We start from the raw sequence: 16,939 nt of genomic DNA on the forward strand, positions 1-16,939 counted from the left end.
GATTAAAAGTTACAAATTTAAATATGTTTAGGTATTTGATACATCGGTTAGCGGCTGTGCAAAGCTACTTGTTTGCTCATTTTGGCCAAACCAAGCTAGCTGTGAGTGCAGGGCGGCTACTTCGCCAATAATAAGTAAGGCTGGTGAAATAACGCTGTTGCGCTCAATTAAATCAGCAAGCTCACCTAATTGCCCCGTAACCACACGCTGATTTTTACGTGTGCCGTTTTCAATAATGGCAACCGGTGTAGTTGCGCTGCGGCCATGCTTTAACAGCTCAGCTTGTATATGGGGCGATTTAATAACGCCCATATAAATAGCTAAGGTTTGATGCGCTTTAGCAAGCGATTGCCAATCAAGCTCTTGGCCATCTTTTTTACAGTGCCCTGTTACAAACTGTATAGCCTGGGCGTGGTCGCGGTGTGTAAGCGGAATACCTGCATACGCGCTACAACCTGCCGCTGCCGTAATACCTGGCACTATTTGATAATTTACGTTGTTGGCAGCCAGCACTTGTACTTCTTCACCGCCGCGGCCGTAAATAAACGGGTCACCGCCTTTAATACGGCACACTTTTTTGCCTTGCTTGGCAAAATCAACCAGCATTTGGTTGGTATCTTCTTGGGCTACACTGTGATCGCCTAAACGTTTGCCTACACATACTAGGTCAGCATCACGGCGTACTAATTCCATAATTTCATCAGACACTAAGTAGTCGTATACAACAACATCGGCTTGCTGCATTAATTGCAGTGCTTTAAGTGTTAAAAGCTCAGGGTCGCCAGGGCCTGCACCGACTACATACACTTCGCCCTCTGGCTCTGCTTTGGCATCGAGCATTTGGCTTAGCTGGGCTTGTGCTGCTTCGGTATTACCTGTTTGTACTTTGCTCACGACTGATGAATCGAACACGCCTTCCCAAAATTGGCGGCGGTCGGCAAAATGTTTAAAACGTTGTTTTACTTTATCTCTAAAGCTGCCAACTAAAGTAGCTAATGGGCCAATATGCTGTGGGATAAGTGTCTCTAGCTTTTCACGTAAACGGCGCGCAAGTACAGGGGCAGTCCCTGCGCTTGATATAGCAATAGTTATCGGGTCGCGGTCAACAATAGAGGGGAATATAAACGTACATTTAGGCTGGTCATCAACCACGTTTACAAACACGTTGCGCGCATTGGCAAGTTCAAACACATTGTTGTTTACGTCATCGCGATCTGTGGCTGCTATAACCAGCATTTTGCCTTCAAGGTGCGACTCGTCAAAGTAAGCGTCAATAAGTGTGACTTCGTTATTGTGCGCATGCTCTTTAAGCTCATCACAAAACCAAGGTGCTACAAGTGTTACATTTGCACGTGCTTTTAAAAACGCGCGACATTTGCGTAATGCGACCTCTCCACCGCCAACAACCAGTACAGGTTTGTTGTCGAGTTTGGTAAAGATAGGTAAATATTGCACGTGGATAACACCCCTAGAAAAAATCTAAAATAAAACGCTATTAAGCTGATGGGCAGAATATAGCGCGTACAAGTAAGTAAAAAATAATTAAAACCAAGTTGATATAACTAAAAGTTATAATAGGTGGTCTTTTTTGGCCTAAGACTTAGTTAATAAGGGTTTGCGAGCAATTACAAGTAAAATAAGGTGCTTATAGTGTTTGGTTATGAGCTATAGCGAGATGGCGTTTATTTGTTACTATGGCTGCAACCTAGATTTATTGCTTAATAAATGGATTATTTATGACAGAACAACACAATAACGCTCATTTAGCTGTATCACTTATGGATTTAACGAGCCTAAACACAGCTGATACCTCAAACGATATTAAGCAGCTTGTAGAGAGTATTAACCCACAATTAGGCACGCCAGCGGCGGTATGTGTTTACAGCGATTTTGTAGACGATGCAAAAATAGCGCTAGCAGCACGAGAGCTCAACCACGTTAAAGTGGCTACGGTTACTAACTTTCCAACCGGCGATGCACCGCTTAGCGACGTAATAAACGAAACGCTTATTGCAATTGAGCGCGGCGCTGACGAAATAGATTTAGTTATACCCTATAAAGCACTTATTGCTGGCGATGAAAACACCGTGCTTGAATATATACAGCAAAGCAAAAAAGCTTGCGGCACACAGGCGAAATTAAAAGTAATTATAGAAAGCGGCGAGCTAAAAACTGAAGCGCTAATTACTAAAGCTACAAACTTGGCCATTCAAGGCGGAGCTGACTTTGTAAAAACCAGCACAGGTAAAGTGGCTGTAAATGCGACGCTTGAAGTCACAAAAGTAATGCTTAGTGCTATTAAGCAATCGGGCAAGGTGGTGGGTTTTAAAGCCGCCGGCGGTGTTAAAACAATAGCCGATGCAAAGGAGTATTTAGCACTTACTCGTTCAATAATGGGCGATGACTACTTACAGGCTGACACCTTTAGGTTTGGCGCATCAAGCTTACTTAGTGATGTGTATAAAGCATTAGAAAAATAATAAAGGAAATACAATGAAACCAAGAAATTCAGGGATGCAAAATCTGATCAATAACCTTGTTAAAGGTACTGTTTTGGTCGGTGTTGTTGGATTTGGCTTAACTGCGTGTACTAACCCAAGTACGCCAGCGGGTGAAGAAGGGTACGTATACGAAAAGCCGCGCGTGTTTGGTGAAGGTGGTTATCAAGGTACCATGAAAGGCCCTGCAAATTATGGTGTGTCGTTACTTCGCAATGAAGTTGTAAACATTGATATGCGGCCTAATACATACACCGAAAAATTTAGAATACTGGCAAACGATGACTTAAATATTCAGTTTGATTTTCATGCAGTGATAGGAATTCAAAGCGGCTCAGTAAAAACGGTAGTAGAAGAGTACGGCGCAGAGAATTGGTATAAACGCTTTGTGCGTGAAACATTTAGAACCTATGTGCGCGACATTGTGCAAAAGTACGACAGTGGTGAGCTTAAAACCAACCGCGAAAAAATAGCGAAAGAGGTAAGCCTTCGTTTACAAAGCTACTTATCAACCACGCCGTTTAAATTAGCAAATGTGGTAGTAGGGGATATTAATTACCCCGCTATAGTGGCAAATGCCGTAGAGAAAAAACTTGCAGCGCAGCAGTTACTAGCAGAAAAAGAAACGCAAAAAGAAATAGCCCGCAAAGATGCTGAAATAAGAGTGGAAGAAGCTAAGGGCATAGCGCAGGCACAAAAAATTATTAACGCTACGCTAACGGCTAATTATTTGCAGCATGAAGCAATAAATGCACAAGCTAAAATGGCTGAGTCGCCAAATCATACAACTGTTTATATTCCGGTTGGAAATAATGGCGTGCCGTTAGTAAAAGGGGCTAATTAAGCCTTTTTATTATTAAGGACTTAATTGTTTATCGAGATTTTGCAATGTGGGTATCTTTTAGGCTTGTGTTAATGATTTGCGTAAGTATAATAGGCATCCACTTTGCAGGGGCGTAGTTCCAATTGGTAGAACAGCGGTCTCCAAAACCGACGGTTGGGAGTTCGAATCTCTCCGCCCCTGCCATTTTTACTCATAAGTTGAGTAAGTCTGGGGTTAAAAATCGGTTTAAATAAGTCTGTTTTTAAGTTTAGATTTTAATGGATTAACCCTGCCATTGTGTAGGGTTGTTGTGTCTGTAGTTAAGGTAATAATATTATGAGCACGAATGTAGAAACACCATCAAGTGCGATGGAGTCGGTAAAGTGGTTAGTAGCAATCGCGCTACTTGCAGGCGCAGTTGTTGGTAATCACATGTTTGCAGATCAATCTGTATTACTACGTGCAATTGGCGTTGTGGTTGCAATAGCAGCAGGTTTAGGTATTGCCTCGCAAACCGCTAAAGGCCGTGACTTTTTAGCTTTTGCTAAAGAAGCACGCATTGAAGTACGCAAAGTAGTTTGGCCAACGCGTCAAGAAACTACCCACACGACATTAATCGTAATGGTTGCAACAGTGATTATGGCGCTTATCCTTTGGGGATTAGATGGCATTTTATTCCGCGCTGTAGGCTTTTTAACTGGATTGGAGATCTGATCCCATGTCGGATGAGAACAAAGAAATTAAATTACGCTGGTACGTTGTACAAGCATTCTCTGGTTACGAAAAGCGTGTAGCGCAAACGTTATCAGAGCACATTAAAATTGAAGGTCTTGAAGAGAGCTTTGGTGAAATATTAGTACCAACGGAAGAAGTTGTTGAGATGCGCGCCGGTCAAAAGCGTAAATCTGAGCGTAAATTTTTCCCAGGTTACGTACTAGTACAAATGGATATGAATGACGCTAGCTGGCACTTAGTAAATAGCACTGAACGTGTTATGGGCTTTATTGGTGGTACATCTGACCGCCCAGCGCCGATTAGCTCTAAAGAAGCAGAACGTATTCTTAACCGTTTACAAGAAAATGCTGAAGCACCTAAACCAGCTACATTATTTGAGCCAGGTGAAGTTGTTCGCGTAACAGACGGTCCATTTGCAGACTTTAGTGGTGTGGTTGAAGAAGTTGACTACGAAAAGAGCCGCGTAAAAGTATCTGTACTTATTTTTGGTCGTTCTACGCCGGTTGAACTTGAATTTGGTCAAGTTGAACAAGATAAGTAATTGATTAAAAAAGCTTCGCCATTATTTATTTAAATTTTGGCACGAAGCTTGAAAAAGGCCGCTGATTAACTTATAATCAGCGGCCTTTTTGTATTAAGGCAAAAATTTATTTTTGCTGGCAAAAAGTACGAAACCAATTTTTAAACTGGGAAGCCGTTAGAGTACGCGTCCTCGCGCGCACAAGGCTAAGACCCACCAAATGAGGTATTTATAATGGCTAAAAAAGTTGAAGCTTTAATCAAGCTACAAGTTGCCGCTGGTATGGCTAATCCTAGTCCTCCAGTAGGTCCTGCACTAGGTCAACACGGTGTAAACATCATGGAATTCTGTAAAGCGTTTAACGCACGTACAGAATCTATCGAAAAAGGCGCTCCAGTTCCTGTAGTGATCTCTGTTTACGGTGACCGTTCATTTACGTTCGATATGAAAACGCCACCTGCTGCTTACTTACTTAAGAAAGCTGCTGGTATCAAATCAGGCTCAGGCCGTCCTAACACTGAAAAAGTAGGCACAGTAACTCGTGCTCAACTTGAAGAGATTGTTGAGACAAAACGAGCTGACCTTACAGCGGCTGATATGGACGCTGCGGTTCGCACTATCGCAGGTTCTGCGCGTGCGATGGGCTTGAACGTAGAGGACTAAGAAATGGCTAAATTAACTAAACGTATGCGTACTATCCGCGAGAAAGTGGAAGTAACTAAAGATTACGAAATCAATGAAGCAGTTGCTCTTTTAAAAGAGTTAGCGACAGCTAAATTCGTAGAAAGTGTTGACGTTGCCGTTAACCTTGGTATCGATGCTCGTAAATCTGACCAAAACGTTCGTGGTGCAACTGTACTACCTAACGGTACTGGTCGTGACGTTCGTGTTGCTGTATTCACTCAAGGCGCTAATGCAGAAGCTGCAAAAGAAGCCGGTGCTGAATTAGTAGGCATGGAAGATCTTGCTGAACTAGTTAAGAAAGGCGAGATGGATTTTGACGTTGTTGTTGCATCACCAGACGCTATGCGTGTTGTTGGTCAACTAGGTCAAATCTTAGGTCCACGTGGTCTTATGCCTAACCCTAAAACTGGTACTGTAACACCTAACGTTGCAGAAGCAGTTAAAAATGCTAAAGCAGGTCAAGTACGTTACCGTAATGACAAAAATGGTATCATCCATACTACTATCGGTAAGGTTGATTTCACTGCTGAGCAACTTCAACAAAACCTTGAAGCTCTAATTGTTGCACTTAAGAAGGCTAAGCCTTCTCAAGCAAAAGGTGTTTACTTGAAAAAAGTAACTATCTCTACAACAATGGGCGCAGGTGTTGCTGTTGACCAAAACACTTTAAGCACAACTGTAGCTTAATAGGTGTTTACATGGCGTGAAATTTGTACTATAATTTTGCGCCATTTTGTTGAATAATTTTATTATTTAACAAGTAAAGAATTCGGGTTGAAGTCCATAATTTCGCTAAACTCTTGAGTGATGCGATAAATTGGGCTTCCGTCCAAGACCGTAGGCGGCTTCGGCCTTAATATTACCTACGTAGACGGTGTGAATCCCCAGATAGATTTTTCCTAATCTCTTCTGGCTCTCGCCGTAAAAAGCATCTCTATCAGTTTTTTGATAGGGAAGAGTAAAACAGGGAAGCCGAGTGTCGGTGACCCATTAAACCAGGAGTAACACCCATGGCTTTAAATCTTCAAGGCAAAAAAGCAATTGTTGCTGAAGTCAACGAAGCAGCCAATGGTGCTCTTTCTGCAGTTGTTGCAGATTCTCGTGGTGTAGCAGTAGGCGCAATTACAGCCCTTCGTAAAGAAGCTCGTGAAGCTGGTGTATGGATGAAAGTTGTTCGTAACACTCTAGCAAAACGTGCTGTTGAAGGTACTGAATTTGAATGCCTATCTGATTCGTTAGTTGGTCCAAGCTTAATCGCTTTCTCATCAGAGCACCCAGGTGCTGCTGCGCGTATCTTCTCAGATTTCGCGAAAAAGAATGAGAAATTCGAAGTTAAAACGGCCGCTTTTGAAGGAAATGTTGTAGATGCAGCAATGCTTGCTACATTACCTACATACGATGAAGCTGTTGCACGCTTAATGAGCGCTATGAAAGAAGCGTCTGCTGGCAAATTGTGTAAAACAATTGAAGCAGTACGTGTACAGAAAGAAGAGCAAGCTGCTTAATTTTAAGCTGTTTAACCTCCCTTTCGGTGTAAAATTTATTTGGACCTAGAGTCCGTTAATTATTAGGAAATTTGTAATGTCTGTAACTAAAGACCAAATCCTTGACGCAATTGCTGAAATGTCAGTAATGGACGTTGTTGCTCTTGTTGAAGCAATGGAAGAAAAATTCGGCGTAACTGCTGCAGCTGCTATGGTAGCAGGTCCTGCTGCTGAAGCTGCTGAAGAGAAAACAGAATTTGACGTAATCCTTACTGGCGCTGGCGCTAACAAGGTTGCGGCAATCAAAGCTGTACGTAGCGCAACTGGCCTTGGCCTTAAAGAAGCGAAAGCTCTTGTTGAAGCTGCTCCTGCACCTATCAAAGAAGGTGTATCTAAAGAAGAAGCTGAAGCACTTGCAAAAGACCTTACTGAAGCTGGTGCTGAAGTTGAGGTTAAGTAATCTAGCTGACGCTAGGTTCGCTGCCTGAGTAATCAGGCAAGGGCTGGTGATTATTTAATCACCGGCCTTTTTGCGCTATAGAGTTATGTATTCCTATAGCTCAAATAAAATCTGATTTTCTCTTTACTTTCAACGCTTTATAGTTTGCTAGTGTTGGTAAGGCGGAGTTGATTAGAACAACAATTAAATGTTGTAAATCTTGGCATAGATGCCAGTTAAGTCTGTTCTTACAAGAACAGGTCGGGTCAAAGATCAGCAAGCTGAGGAACCCCATGGCTTACTCTTATTCTGAAAAGAAACGTATCCGTAAGGATTTTGGTAAACGTCCACAAGTTTTGGATATACCTTTCTTACTGTCGACGCAGTTAGAATCGTTTAAAAAATTCTTAGTCCCAGACGCTGATGGCGATCATGGTTTGGAAGCTGCCTTCCGTTCTGTGTTCCCTATTAAAAGCTACTCGGGAAATTCTGAGCTTCAATACGTAAGTTATCGTATTGGTGAGCCAGTATTCGATGTAAAAGAATGTCAAATTCGCGGTGTGACTTATTCTGCTCCACTTCGCGTGAAACTGCGTCTTGTAGTTATGGACAAAGAAGCTCCAGGCACAGTTAAAGACATTAAAGAGCAAGAAGTTTACATGGGCGAAATTCCGCTCATGACTGATACCGGTACTTTTGTAATCAATGGTACAGAGCGTGTTATCGTTTCTCAGCTACACCGTAGCCCTGGTGTATTCTTTGATAACGACCGCGGTAAAACCCATTCATCGGGTAAAGTGTTATATAACGCTCGCGTTATACCTTACCGTGGTTCATGGTTAGACTTCGAATTTGATGCAAAAGATAACTTATATGTGCGTATTGACCGCCGTCGTAAATTACCGGCGTCTATCATTTTACGTGCACTTGAGTACTCTAGCGAACAAATCCTAGATATGTTCTTCGAAAACACCGCGTTTGAAGTAACTGACGGTAAAGTTCTTATGGAACTTGTGCCTTCACGTTTACGTGGTGAAACTGCCGCTTTTGATATCAAAGGCGAAGACGGTGAAGTACTTGTTGAAGCGGGTCGTCGTATTACGGCACGTCACATCAAGAGCATCGAGAAAAAAGGCATTAGTCAATTAGAAGTACCACATGAGTACATCATTGGTCGTGTTGTAGCTAAAAACTATGTTGATGAGTCAACTGGTGAAGTAATTGCAAACGCTAATGACGAGCTATCACTAGAGTTGATGGCTGAATTGGTTAAAGCAGGTCACACTAAAATTGATACGTTATATATCAATGAAGTGGACAGCGGCGCTTACATGTCAAATACATTAAATATTGACTCGTCTAGCAACCGTTTAGAAGCATTAGTAGAAATTTACCGCATGATGCGCCCAGGCGAGCCACCGACGAAAGACGCGGCTGAAGCCTTATTTGAGAACTTGTTCTTCTCTGAAGAGCGTTATGACTTATCTACTGTAGGTCGTATGAAGTTCAATAGCCGTGTTGGTTACGATACAGACACAGGCCCTGGCACATTAAGCAAAGAAGACATCGTGTCTGTTATGAAAGTATTAATTGCTATTCGTAACGGTCAAGGCGATGTTGATGATATTGACCACTTAGGCAACCGTCGTATACGTAGTGTTGGCGAAATGGCTGAGAACCAATTCCGTGTTGGTCTAGTACGTGTAGAGCGTGCTGTACGTGAGCGTTTAAGCTTAGGTGACCTTGACGCGATAATGCCACAAGATCTTATTAACGCTAAGCCTATTTCGGCAGCGGTTAAAGAGTTCTTCGGCTCGTCTCAGTTATCACAGTTTATGGACCAAAATAACCCGCTATCAGAAGTAACGCATAAGCGTCGTATTTCTGCATTAGGTCCGGGCGGTCTAACTCGTGAGCGTGCAGGCTTTGAAGTACGTGACGTTCACGTAACTCACTACGGTCGCGTATGTCCAATCGAGACTCCTGAGGGTCCAAACATCGGTCTAATTAACTCGTTATCTACGTACGCACGTACAAATGATTACGGTTTCTTAGAAACACCTTACCGTAAAGTGGTAGATGGTGTAGTTACTGATGAAGTTGATTATTTATCAGCCATTGAAGAAGGTCAGTTTGTTATCGCACAAGCGAACTCAAACTTAACTGAAACCAATGAGTTTGTTGATGAACTTATTCCGTGTCGTCACAAAGGTGAATCTACCTTTATGGGTCGCATGGACCAGCAATATATGGATGTATCACCACAACAGGTGATCTCTGTAGCGGCAGCACTTATCCCGTTCCTAGAACACGATGATGCTAACCGTGCATTGATGGGGTCAAACATGCAACGTCAAGCAGTACCAACATTGAAAGCGGATAAGCCGTTAGTAGGTACAGGTATTGAGTTAACACTAGCGAAAGATTCTGGTGTAACGATTGTTGCTAAACGTGGTGGTGAAGTAATGTACGCCGATGCGAGTCGCATCGTTGTAAACGTACATGACGATGAGCGTATTCCTGGTGAAGCGGGCATCGACATTTACAACCTTACTAAATACACACGTTCTAACCAAAATACATGTATTAACCAAAAACCAACTTGTATGGTTGGCGAACCGGTTACTCGTGGTGACGTGTTAGCAGATGGTCCTTCGACTGACTTAGGTGACTTAGCCCTTGGTCAAAACCTTCGCGTGGCATTCATGCCATGGAACGGTTACAACTTCGAGGATTCAATCTTACTATCAGAGCGCGTAGTTGAAGAAGATCGTCTAACGACTATCCACATTCAAGAACTACAGTGTGTTGCCCGTGATACTAAATTAGGTCCTGAAGAGATCACTGCAGATATCCCGAATGTGGGTGAGTCTGCACTAGGCAAGCTTGATGAATCAGGCGTTGTTTATATTGGTGCTGAAGTTAAAGGCGGCGATATCCTAGTAGGTAAAGTGACTCCGAAAGGCGAGACGCAATTAACACCTGAAGAGAAGCTACTGCGTGCTATCTTCGGCGAAAAAGCGTCTGACGTTAAAGACAGCTCTTTACGTGTACCAAACTCTGTAACTGGTACTGTAATTGACGTGCAAGTTTTCACCCGTGATGGTGTTGAAAAAGATAAGCGCGCGTTAGAAGTTGAAGACATGCAGCTTCGCGAAGCGAAGAAAGACTTCAACGAAGAGTTCCGTATTCTAGAAGCGGGTGTATTAGACCGTGCGCGCAAGTTACTTGTAGCTGCAGGCTTCGATGAAGACAACTTAACGTCACTAAATGCTGAAAAGCTACTTACTCAAAGTCTTGCACAAGAAGATAAGCAAGCTGAACTTGAGCAACTAGCTGCACAGTACGATGAGCTTAAAGCTGAATACGATAAGAAGTTTGAAAACAAACGTCGTAAAATTACTCAAGGTGATGACTTAGCACCAGGCGTACTTAAGATTGTTAAAGTATACCTAGCTGTTAAACGTCGTATCCAACCGGGTGATAAAATGGCGGGTCGTCACGGTAACAAAGGTGTTATCTCGACTATCGTACCAGTAGAAGATATGCCATACGATGATAAAGGTCGTACGGTAGATATCGTACTAAATCCACTAGGTGTACCATCACGAATGAACATCGGTCAGATCCTTGAAACACATATGGGTCTAGCTGCACGTGGTATTGGTGAGCGCTTAGAGGAAATGATGAAGGAACAACGTGAGCTGCATGAGCTACGTGAATTCATCAAGCAAGCTTACGAAATCGGTGAATCTCGTCAAGAAGTAGATATTGCTAGCTTCTCTGATGATGAAATTCGTCGTTTAGCTGATAACTTAAAAGGTGGTTTACCAATCGCTACTCCTGCATTTGATGGCGCTAAAGAAGACGAAATCAAAGACATGCTAGAGCTTGGTGGATACCCAAGAAGTGGTCAGGTTACACTCTATGATGGCCGTACTGGCGATCAGTTTGAACGTCAAGTAACCGTTGGTTACATGTACATGCTTAAACTTAACCACTTGGTTGACGATAAGATGCACGCACGTTCTACTGGTTCTTACAGCCTTGTTACTCAGCAGCCGCTGGGTGGTAAAGCACAGTTCGGTGGCCAGCGTTTTGGTGAGATGGAAGTATGGGCACTTGAAGCTTACGGTGCTGCTTACACTCTACAAGAAATGCTAACAGTGAAATCGGATGACGTGAACGGTCGTACTAAGATGTATAAAAACATCGTTGATGGTAACCATAAAATGGAACCAGGTATGCCAGAATCGTTCAACGTATTGTTGAAAGAAATCCGCTCACTGGGTATCAACATCGAGTTGGAAGAAAATTAAGCCAATTAGATGCTGCAGTTAACCCTGCAGCATCTGTTACGGCTGAATAGAATGTAGGGACGAGATTATCCGTCCTCAAGATTAACTCCGACAGGAGAGCTAAGGTGAAAGACTTACTTAAGTTTCTGAAGCAACAAAATAAGACCGAAGAATTCGATGCAATTCGCATTGGTCTTGCTTCACCAGACATGGTTCGTTCATGGTCATACGGTGAAGTAAAGAAACCTGAGACTATTAACTACCGTACTTTCAAGCCTGAGCGCGATGGCTTATTCTGTGCCCGTATTTTCGGCCCAGTGAAAGATTATGAGTGTTTATGTGGTAAATATAAACGCCTTAAACACCGTGGTGTGATCTGTGAGAAGTGTGGCGTTGAAGTTACACTTACTAAAGTGCGTCGTGATCGTATGGGTCATATCGACCTTGCGAGCCCAGTAGCACATATATGGTTTTTAAAATCATTACCGTCACGTATTGGCTTAATGCTTGATATGACGCTTCGTGATATTGAACGTGTTCTTTACTTCGAATCATTCGTAGTAACTGAGCCTGGTATGACAACGCTTGAGCGTGGTCAGCTATTAGGTGAAGAAGAATACCTAGATGCACTAGAAGAGCACGGTGATGAGTTTGAAGCTAAGATGGGTGCAGAAGCAGTATTAGACTTGCTTCGTGAACTTGATCTTGGCCAACTAATTGCTGAGATGCGTGAAGAGTTACCTACAATTAACTCTGAAACTAAGCGTAAAAAGATTACTAAACGTCTTAAGTTAATGGAATCGTTCCACCAATCAGGTAATAACCCTGAGTGGATGATCATGACAGTACTTCCAGTATTGCCACCAGATCTACGTCCATTAGTACCACTAGACGGTGGTCGTTTTGCGACATCTGATCTAAACGACCTTTACCGTCGTGTTATTAACCGTAATAACCGTCTTAAGCGTCTATTAGATTTAGCAGCTCCAGACATTATTGTACGCAACGAAAAACGTATGTTACAAGAAGCGGTTGATGCGCTACTTGATAACGGTCGTCGTGGTCGTGCAATTACAGGTTCTAACAAGCGTCCGCTTAAATCTCTTGCTGATATGATCAAGGGTAAGCAAGGTCGTTTCCGTCAGAACTTACTTGGTAAGCGTGTAGATTACTCTGGTCGTTCTGTAATCACTGTTGGTCCTACACTTAAGCTTCACCAATGTGGTCTTCCTAAGAAGATGGCACTTGAGCTATTCAAACCATTTATCTATGGCAAATTAGAGCGTCGTGGCATGGCTACGACAATCAAAGCTGCTAAGAAAATGGTAGAGCGCGAAGTAGCGGAAGTATGGGATGTACTAGACGAAGTAATTCGTGAACATCCAGTATTACTTAACCGTGCACCTACACTTCACCGTTTAGGTATCCAAGCGTTCGAACCTGTACTAATTGAAGGTAAAGCAATCCATTTACACCCATTAGTATGTGCGGCTTACAACGCCGACTTCGATGGTGACCAAATGGCGGTACACGTACCGTTAACGCTTGAAGCTCAGTTAGAAGCTCGTGCACTAATGATGTCTACTAACAACATTCTATCTCCTGAGAATGGTGAGCCAATCATCGTTCCTTCACAGGATGTTGTATTAGGTCTTTACTACATGACGCGCGATCGCATTAATGCGAAAGGCGAAGGCATTGTATTTAAAGATCCTAAAGAAGCAGAAAAAGCATACCGTAGTGGTAATGCAGAACTTCACGCTCGCGTAAAAGTTCGTATTAGCCAATCAGTTAAAAATGAAGTAGGCGAAGTAGAAGATACTATTACGCTTATCGATACTACTGTTGGTCGTGCAATTCTGTCTCTAATTTTACCTAAAGGCATGCCGTTTGAGTCAATCAACCAAGCATTAGGTAAAAAGCAGATTTCTGGCTTATTAAACGAGTGTTACCGTCGTCTAGGTCTTAAAGACACAGTTGTGTTTGCTGACCAAGTTATGTACACCGGTTTCCACTACGCAATGAAGTCAGGTGTTTCAATTGGTATCGATGACTTAGTTATCCCGCCAGTTAAAGCATCAATAATTGAATCAGCTGAAGCTGAAGTTACTGAAATCAACCAACAATTCCAATCAGGTCTTGTAACGGCTGGCGAAAAGTACAATAAAGTTATCGATATCTGGTCACGTGTAAATGAAAACTTATCACGTGAAATGATGGCCAACTTGTCAAAAGACACGGTTATCAATGCTAAAGGTGAAGAAGAAGAGCAACCGTCATTTAACTCAGTGTTTATGATGGCCGACTCAGGTGCTCGTGGTAGTGCCGCTCAGATCCGTCAGCTAGCAGGTATGCGTGGTCTAATGGCACGTCCAGATGGTTCAATCATCGAGACGCCAATCACGGCTAACTTCCGTGAAGGTCTAAACGTACTTCAGTACTTCATCTCAACGCACGGTGCGCGTAAAGGTCTTGCCGATACAGCACTTAAAACAGCTAACTCAGGTTACCTAACGCGTCGTCTAGTAGACGTTGCACAAGATTTGGTAATCAACGAAGACGACTGTGGCACAGAAGATGGCTTAACAATGAAACCGCTTATTGAAGGTGGTGACGTTGTAGAAGCACTTCGTGAACGTGTACTAGGTCGTGTTGTAGCTGAGCCTGTTGTTATCCCTAATACTAATACTGTATTAGTTGAACGTAACATCATGCTTGATGAAAAACTGTGTGACCTTTTAGAAGAGCACTCAGTAGATGAAGTTCGCGTACGTTCTGTTATCACATGTGATAACGATTTTGGTGTATGTGCTAAGTGTTATGGTCGTGACCTTGCACGTGGTCATATCATCAACGCAGGTGAATCAGTAGGTGTTATCGCGGCACAGTCAATCGGTGAGCCGGGTACACAGCTTACGATGCGTACGTTCCATATCGGTGGTGCGGCATCAAGAGCATCAGCTGAAAACAACGTACAAGTTAAAACTGACGGTACTTTAAAATTACATAACGCTAAGTATGTACTTAATACCGACGGTAAGATTGTAATTACTTCACGTTCAACTGAAATCACTATCATTGATAGCTTCGGTCGTGAAAAAGAGCGTTATAAAGTACCTTACGGTGCGGTATTAACAGTGCAAGACAATGCAGAAGTTCAAGGTAACGATATTGTTGCTACTTGGGACCCGCATAGTCACCCAATCGTTCTTGAGCATAAATCAAAGATCTCGTTCAGCGACATCGATGATTCAAATACAGAAGCACAAACTGACGAACTAACCGGTTTAACCCGCGTAGTTGTTAAAGACCTTGCTAAAGTAAATGCTAAAGAGCCTAAGCTTATCATCGAAAGTGAAGAGCGCGGCTTGCAAGAAACACGTCTGCCTTCATTCACTACGATTGAAGTTACAGATGGCGTTACAGCAAACCCAGGTGACGTACTAGCACGTATTCCGCAAGAAGGTTCGAAAACTCGTGATATCACGGGTGGTCTACCACGCGTAGCCGACTTATTTGAAGCACGTAAGCCAAAAGATCCAGCTATCTTAGCTGAAATCACAGGTACTATTAGCTTCGGTAAAGAGACTAAAGGTAAGAAGCGTTTAGTTATTACTCCAGCTGAAGGCGATCATTACGAAGAAATGATTCCTAAGTGGCGTCAACTTAACGTGTTTGAAGGTGAGCAAGTGTCTAAAGGTGAAGTTATCGCCGATGGTCCTGAATCACCACATGACATCTTACGCCTACGTGGTGTGACTCATGTTGCTAACTACATTGTTAACGAAGTGCAAGAGGTTTACCGTTTGCAGGGCGTTAAGATCAATGATAAGCACATTGAAACTATTATTCGTCAAATGCTACGTAAATGTACCATTCTTGACGGCGGTGATACTGAGTTCTTAGCGGGTGAGCAAATTGAAGTAGCTCGCGTTAATATCGCTAATCGTGACCTTGAAAAACAAGGTAAAATCCCAGCTAAGTTTGAAATACAACTTATGGGTATCACGAAAGCATCACTAGCAACAGAATCTTTCATCTCGGCAGCGTCTTTCCAAGAAACAACACGTGTTCTTACAGATGCAGCTGTGAATGGTAAGAGCGATGAGCTTCGTGGTCTGAAAGAAAACGTAATCGTGGGTCGTTTGATCCCAGCCGGTACTGGCTTTGCGTATCACCAAGACCGTATGGCTCGCCGCAAGCAGGGTGAAGTTGTTGAAGAGCAAACTGTAAGTGCAGAAGAGGCAACTCAAGCATTAACAGACGCTCTGAACGCAGATTTATCTGGAAATCAATAAACTCTTATTAATCAACAGATTAATAAATCGTAAGGCAGTTATCTACTGTCTTACGATGAGTTTAGGTTGACAGGTTAAACTTTGCTCATTAAAATTCCGCCACCCATTTACTTGCATGTATGTTACAAGCTTGTAAAAAGGGCGGATTTTTTTATTTTTTTCAGTAGTAATTTTAATTTCAGGAGCTATTTAAATGGCAACTATTAACCAGCTAGTGCGTAAGCCACGTCGTAGCAAGGTTACTAAAAGTAACTCAGCTGCGCTTAAAGCGTGTCCGCAAAAGCGTGGTGTATGTACTCGCGTATATACAACTACACCTAAGAAACCAAACTCAGCGTTACGTAAAGTAGCTCGTGTACGTTTAACTAACGGTTTCGAAGTAACTTCATACATCGGTGGTGAAGGTCATAACCTTCAAGAGCACAGTGTAATCCTAATCCGTGGTGGTCGTGTTAAAGATTTACCAGGTGTGCGTTTTCACACTGTACGCGGTGCACTTGACTGTGCAGGCGTTAGCGACCGTCGTCAAGCTCGTTCTAAATACGGTGCAAAACGCCCTAAAGGCTAATTGTTTTCCGTTAGTAAGGCCAAGCACTAAATATTATTAATTATTGTTTTGGGTGATTGTTCCAAAAGGACAAACCTGAATAAACCGGAGATACAAAATGCCTAGAAGACGCGTAATAGGTCAACGTAAAATTCTTCCAGATCCTAAGTTCGGATCGGAACTTCTTGCTAAATTCGTTAACATCGTAATGTTAGACGGCAAGAAATCTACTGCTGAAAAAATTGTTTATGGTGCGCTAGACGTGGCTGCTGAGAAATCAGGCAAGTCGCACCTAGAAATCTTTGAAACTGCACTTGATAACATCCGCCCACAGGTAGAGGTTAAATCTCGCCGTGTTGGTGGTTCAACTTATCAAGTACCAGTTGAAGTACGTCCAGTACGTCGCAACGCATTAGGTATGCGTTGGTTAGTAGACGCTGCACGTAAGCGTGGCGAAAAATCTATGGGCTTACGTTTAGCTCAAGAAATCGTTGACGCTGCTGACAACAAAGGCACTGCGGTTAAGAAACGTGAAGACGTTCACCGTATGGCTGAAGCGAATAAAGCATTCGCACATTACCGTTGGTAATCTGTCCTTAACCTTTAAGAGGAT

General features: G+C 42.8%; 13 protein-coding genes and 1 tRNA gene. 13 read left to right on the forward strand and 1 reads right to left on the reverse strand.

What is annotated here, in order from left to right; genetic code table 11:
• Positions 1–27 precede the first annotated feature (27 nt).
• Positions 28–1,455, reverse strand: coding sequence for a siroheme synthase CysG (gene cysG, locus PESP_RS01300; RefSeq protein ID WP_089346428.1), 1,428 nt, complete (start codon positions 1,453–1,455; stop codon positions 28–30).
• A gap of 281 nt (positions 1,456–1,736) precedes the next feature.
• Here cysG and deoC point away from each other — a divergent pair, with 281 nt between their 5' ends.
• The 13 genes from deoC (at position 1,737) to rpsG (ending at position 16,915) form a co-directional block, all read left to right on the forward strand.
• Complete coding sequence (deoC, locus tag PESP_RS01305; protein ID WP_089346429.1) at positions 1,737–2,480, forward strand: deoxyribose-phosphate aldolase; 744 nt, start codon at positions 1,737–1,739, stop codon at positions 2,478–2,480.
• Between the two features lie 13 nt (positions 2,481–2,493).
• Positions 2,494–3,342: an SPFH domain-containing protein gene (locus PESP_RS01310; RefSeq protein ID WP_164504399.1), complete on the forward strand. Its 849-nt coding sequence runs from the start codon at positions 2,494–2,496 to the stop codon at positions 3,340–3,342.
• 106 nt (positions 3,343–3,448) lie between these two features.
• Positions 3,449–3,525, forward strand: a tRNA-Trp gene (locus PESP_RS01315).
• 132 nt (positions 3,526–3,657) lie between these two features.
• Positions 3,658–4,035, forward strand: a complete 378-nt coding sequence (gene secE / locus PESP_RS01320; RefSeq protein ID WP_004588203.1) for a preprotein translocase subunit SecE — start codon at positions 3,658–3,660, stop codon at positions 4,033–4,035.
• Positions 4,036–4,039: 4 nt separating this feature from the next.
• A complete protein-coding gene (gene nusG / locus PESP_RS01325) occupies positions 4,040–4,597 on the forward strand; it encodes a transcription termination/antitermination protein NusG (protein WP_024032045.1) in 558 nt (185 codons plus the stop codon).
• Positions 4,598–4,810: 213 nt separating this feature from the next.
• Positions 4,811–5,239, forward strand: coding sequence for a 50S ribosomal protein L11 (rplK, locus tag PESP_RS01330; RefSeq protein WP_004588205.1), 429 nt, complete (start codon positions 4,811–4,813; stop codon positions 5,237–5,239).
• Positions 5,240–5,242: 3 nt separating this feature from the next.
• Entirely contained in the window at positions 5,243–5,947 is a 705-nt protein-coding gene (gene rplA, locus PESP_RS01335; protein WP_089346430.1) for a 50S ribosomal protein L1, read from the forward strand.
• Positions 5,948–6,270: 323 nt separating this feature from the next.
• Positions 6,271–6,765, forward strand: coding sequence for a 50S ribosomal protein L10 (gene rplJ, locus PESP_RS01340; RefSeq protein ID WP_089346431.1), 495 nt, complete (start codon positions 6,271–6,273; stop codon positions 6,763–6,765).
• A 76-nt stretch (positions 6,766–6,841) separates the two neighbouring features.
• Complete coding sequence (gene rplL / locus PESP_RS01345; RefSeq protein ID WP_089346432.1) at positions 6,842–7,204, forward strand: 50S ribosomal protein L7/L12; 363 nt, start codon at positions 6,842–6,844, stop codon at positions 7,202–7,204.
• A gap of 272 nt (positions 7,205–7,476) precedes the next feature.
• Positions 7,477–11,502, forward strand: a complete 4,026-nt coding sequence (gene rpoB / locus PESP_RS01350) for a DNA-directed RNA polymerase subunit beta (RefSeq protein WP_089346433.1) — start codon at positions 7,477–7,479, stop codon at positions 11,500–11,502.
• 104 nt (positions 11,503–11,606) lie between these two features.
• Positions 11,607–15,779, forward strand: a complete 4,173-nt coding sequence (rpoC, locus tag PESP_RS01355; RefSeq protein WP_089346434.1) for a DNA-directed RNA polymerase subunit beta' — start codon at positions 11,607–11,609, stop codon at positions 15,777–15,779.
• Between the two features lie 193 nt (positions 15,780–15,972).
• Positions 15,973–16,347, forward strand: a complete 375-nt coding sequence (gene rpsL / locus PESP_RS01360) for a 30S ribosomal protein S12 (protein WP_002958885.1) — start codon at positions 15,973–15,975, stop codon at positions 16,345–16,347.
• Between the two features lie 97 nt (positions 16,348–16,444).
• On the forward strand, positions 16,445–16,915 hold the full coding sequence (rpsG, locus tag PESP_RS01365; RefSeq protein WP_010392135.1) for a 30S ribosomal protein S7: 471 nt from the start codon (positions 16,445–16,447) through the stop codon (positions 16,913–16,915).
• Positions 16,916–16,939: the final 24 nt, after the last annotated feature.

This window comes from Pseudoalteromonas espejiana DSM 9414 (assembly GCF_002221525.1).
Classification (GTDB): Bacteria; Pseudomonadota; Gammaproteobacteria; order Enterobacterales; family Alteromonadaceae; genus Pseudoalteromonas; species Pseudoalteromonas espejiana.

Coding starts and splice junctions, on each gene's coding strand:
- deoC (WP_089346429.1), top strand. CDS start 1,737: ATGACAGAACAACACAATAACGCTCATTTAGCTGTATCACTTATGGAT.
- PESP_RS01310 (WP_164504399.1), top strand. CDS start 2,494: ATGAAACCAAGAAATTCAGGGATGCAAAATCTGATCAATAACCTTGTT.
- secE (WP_004588203.1), top strand. CDS start 3,658: ATGAGCACGAATGTAGAAACACCATCAAGTGCGATGGAGTCGGTAAAG.
- nusG (WP_024032045.1), top strand. CDS start 4,040: ATGTCGGATGAGAACAAAGAAATTAAATTACGCTGGTACGTTGTACAA.
- rplK (WP_004588205.1), top strand. CDS start 4,811: ATGGCTAAAAAAGTTGAAGCTTTAATCAAGCTACAAGTTGCCGCTGGT.
- rplA (WP_089346430.1), top strand. CDS start 5,243: ATGGCTAAATTAACTAAACGTATGCGTACTATCCGCGAGAAAGTGGAA.
- rplJ (WP_089346431.1), top strand. CDS start 6,271: ATGGCTTTAAATCTTCAAGGCAAAAAAGCAATTGTTGCTGAAGTCAAC.
- rplL (WP_089346432.1), top strand. CDS start 6,842: ATGTCTGTAACTAAAGACCAAATCCTTGACGCAATTGCTGAAATGTCA.
- rpoB (WP_089346433.1), top strand. CDS start 7,477: ATGGCTTACTCTTATTCTGAAAAGAAACGTATCCGTAAGGATTTTGGT.
- rpsL (WP_002958885.1), top strand. CDS start 15,973: ATGGCAACTATTAACCAGCTAGTGCGTAAGCCACGTCGTAGCAAGGTT.
- rpsG (WP_010392135.1), top strand. CDS start 16,445: ATGCCTAGAAGACGCGTAATAGGTCAACGTAAAATTCTTCCAGATCCT.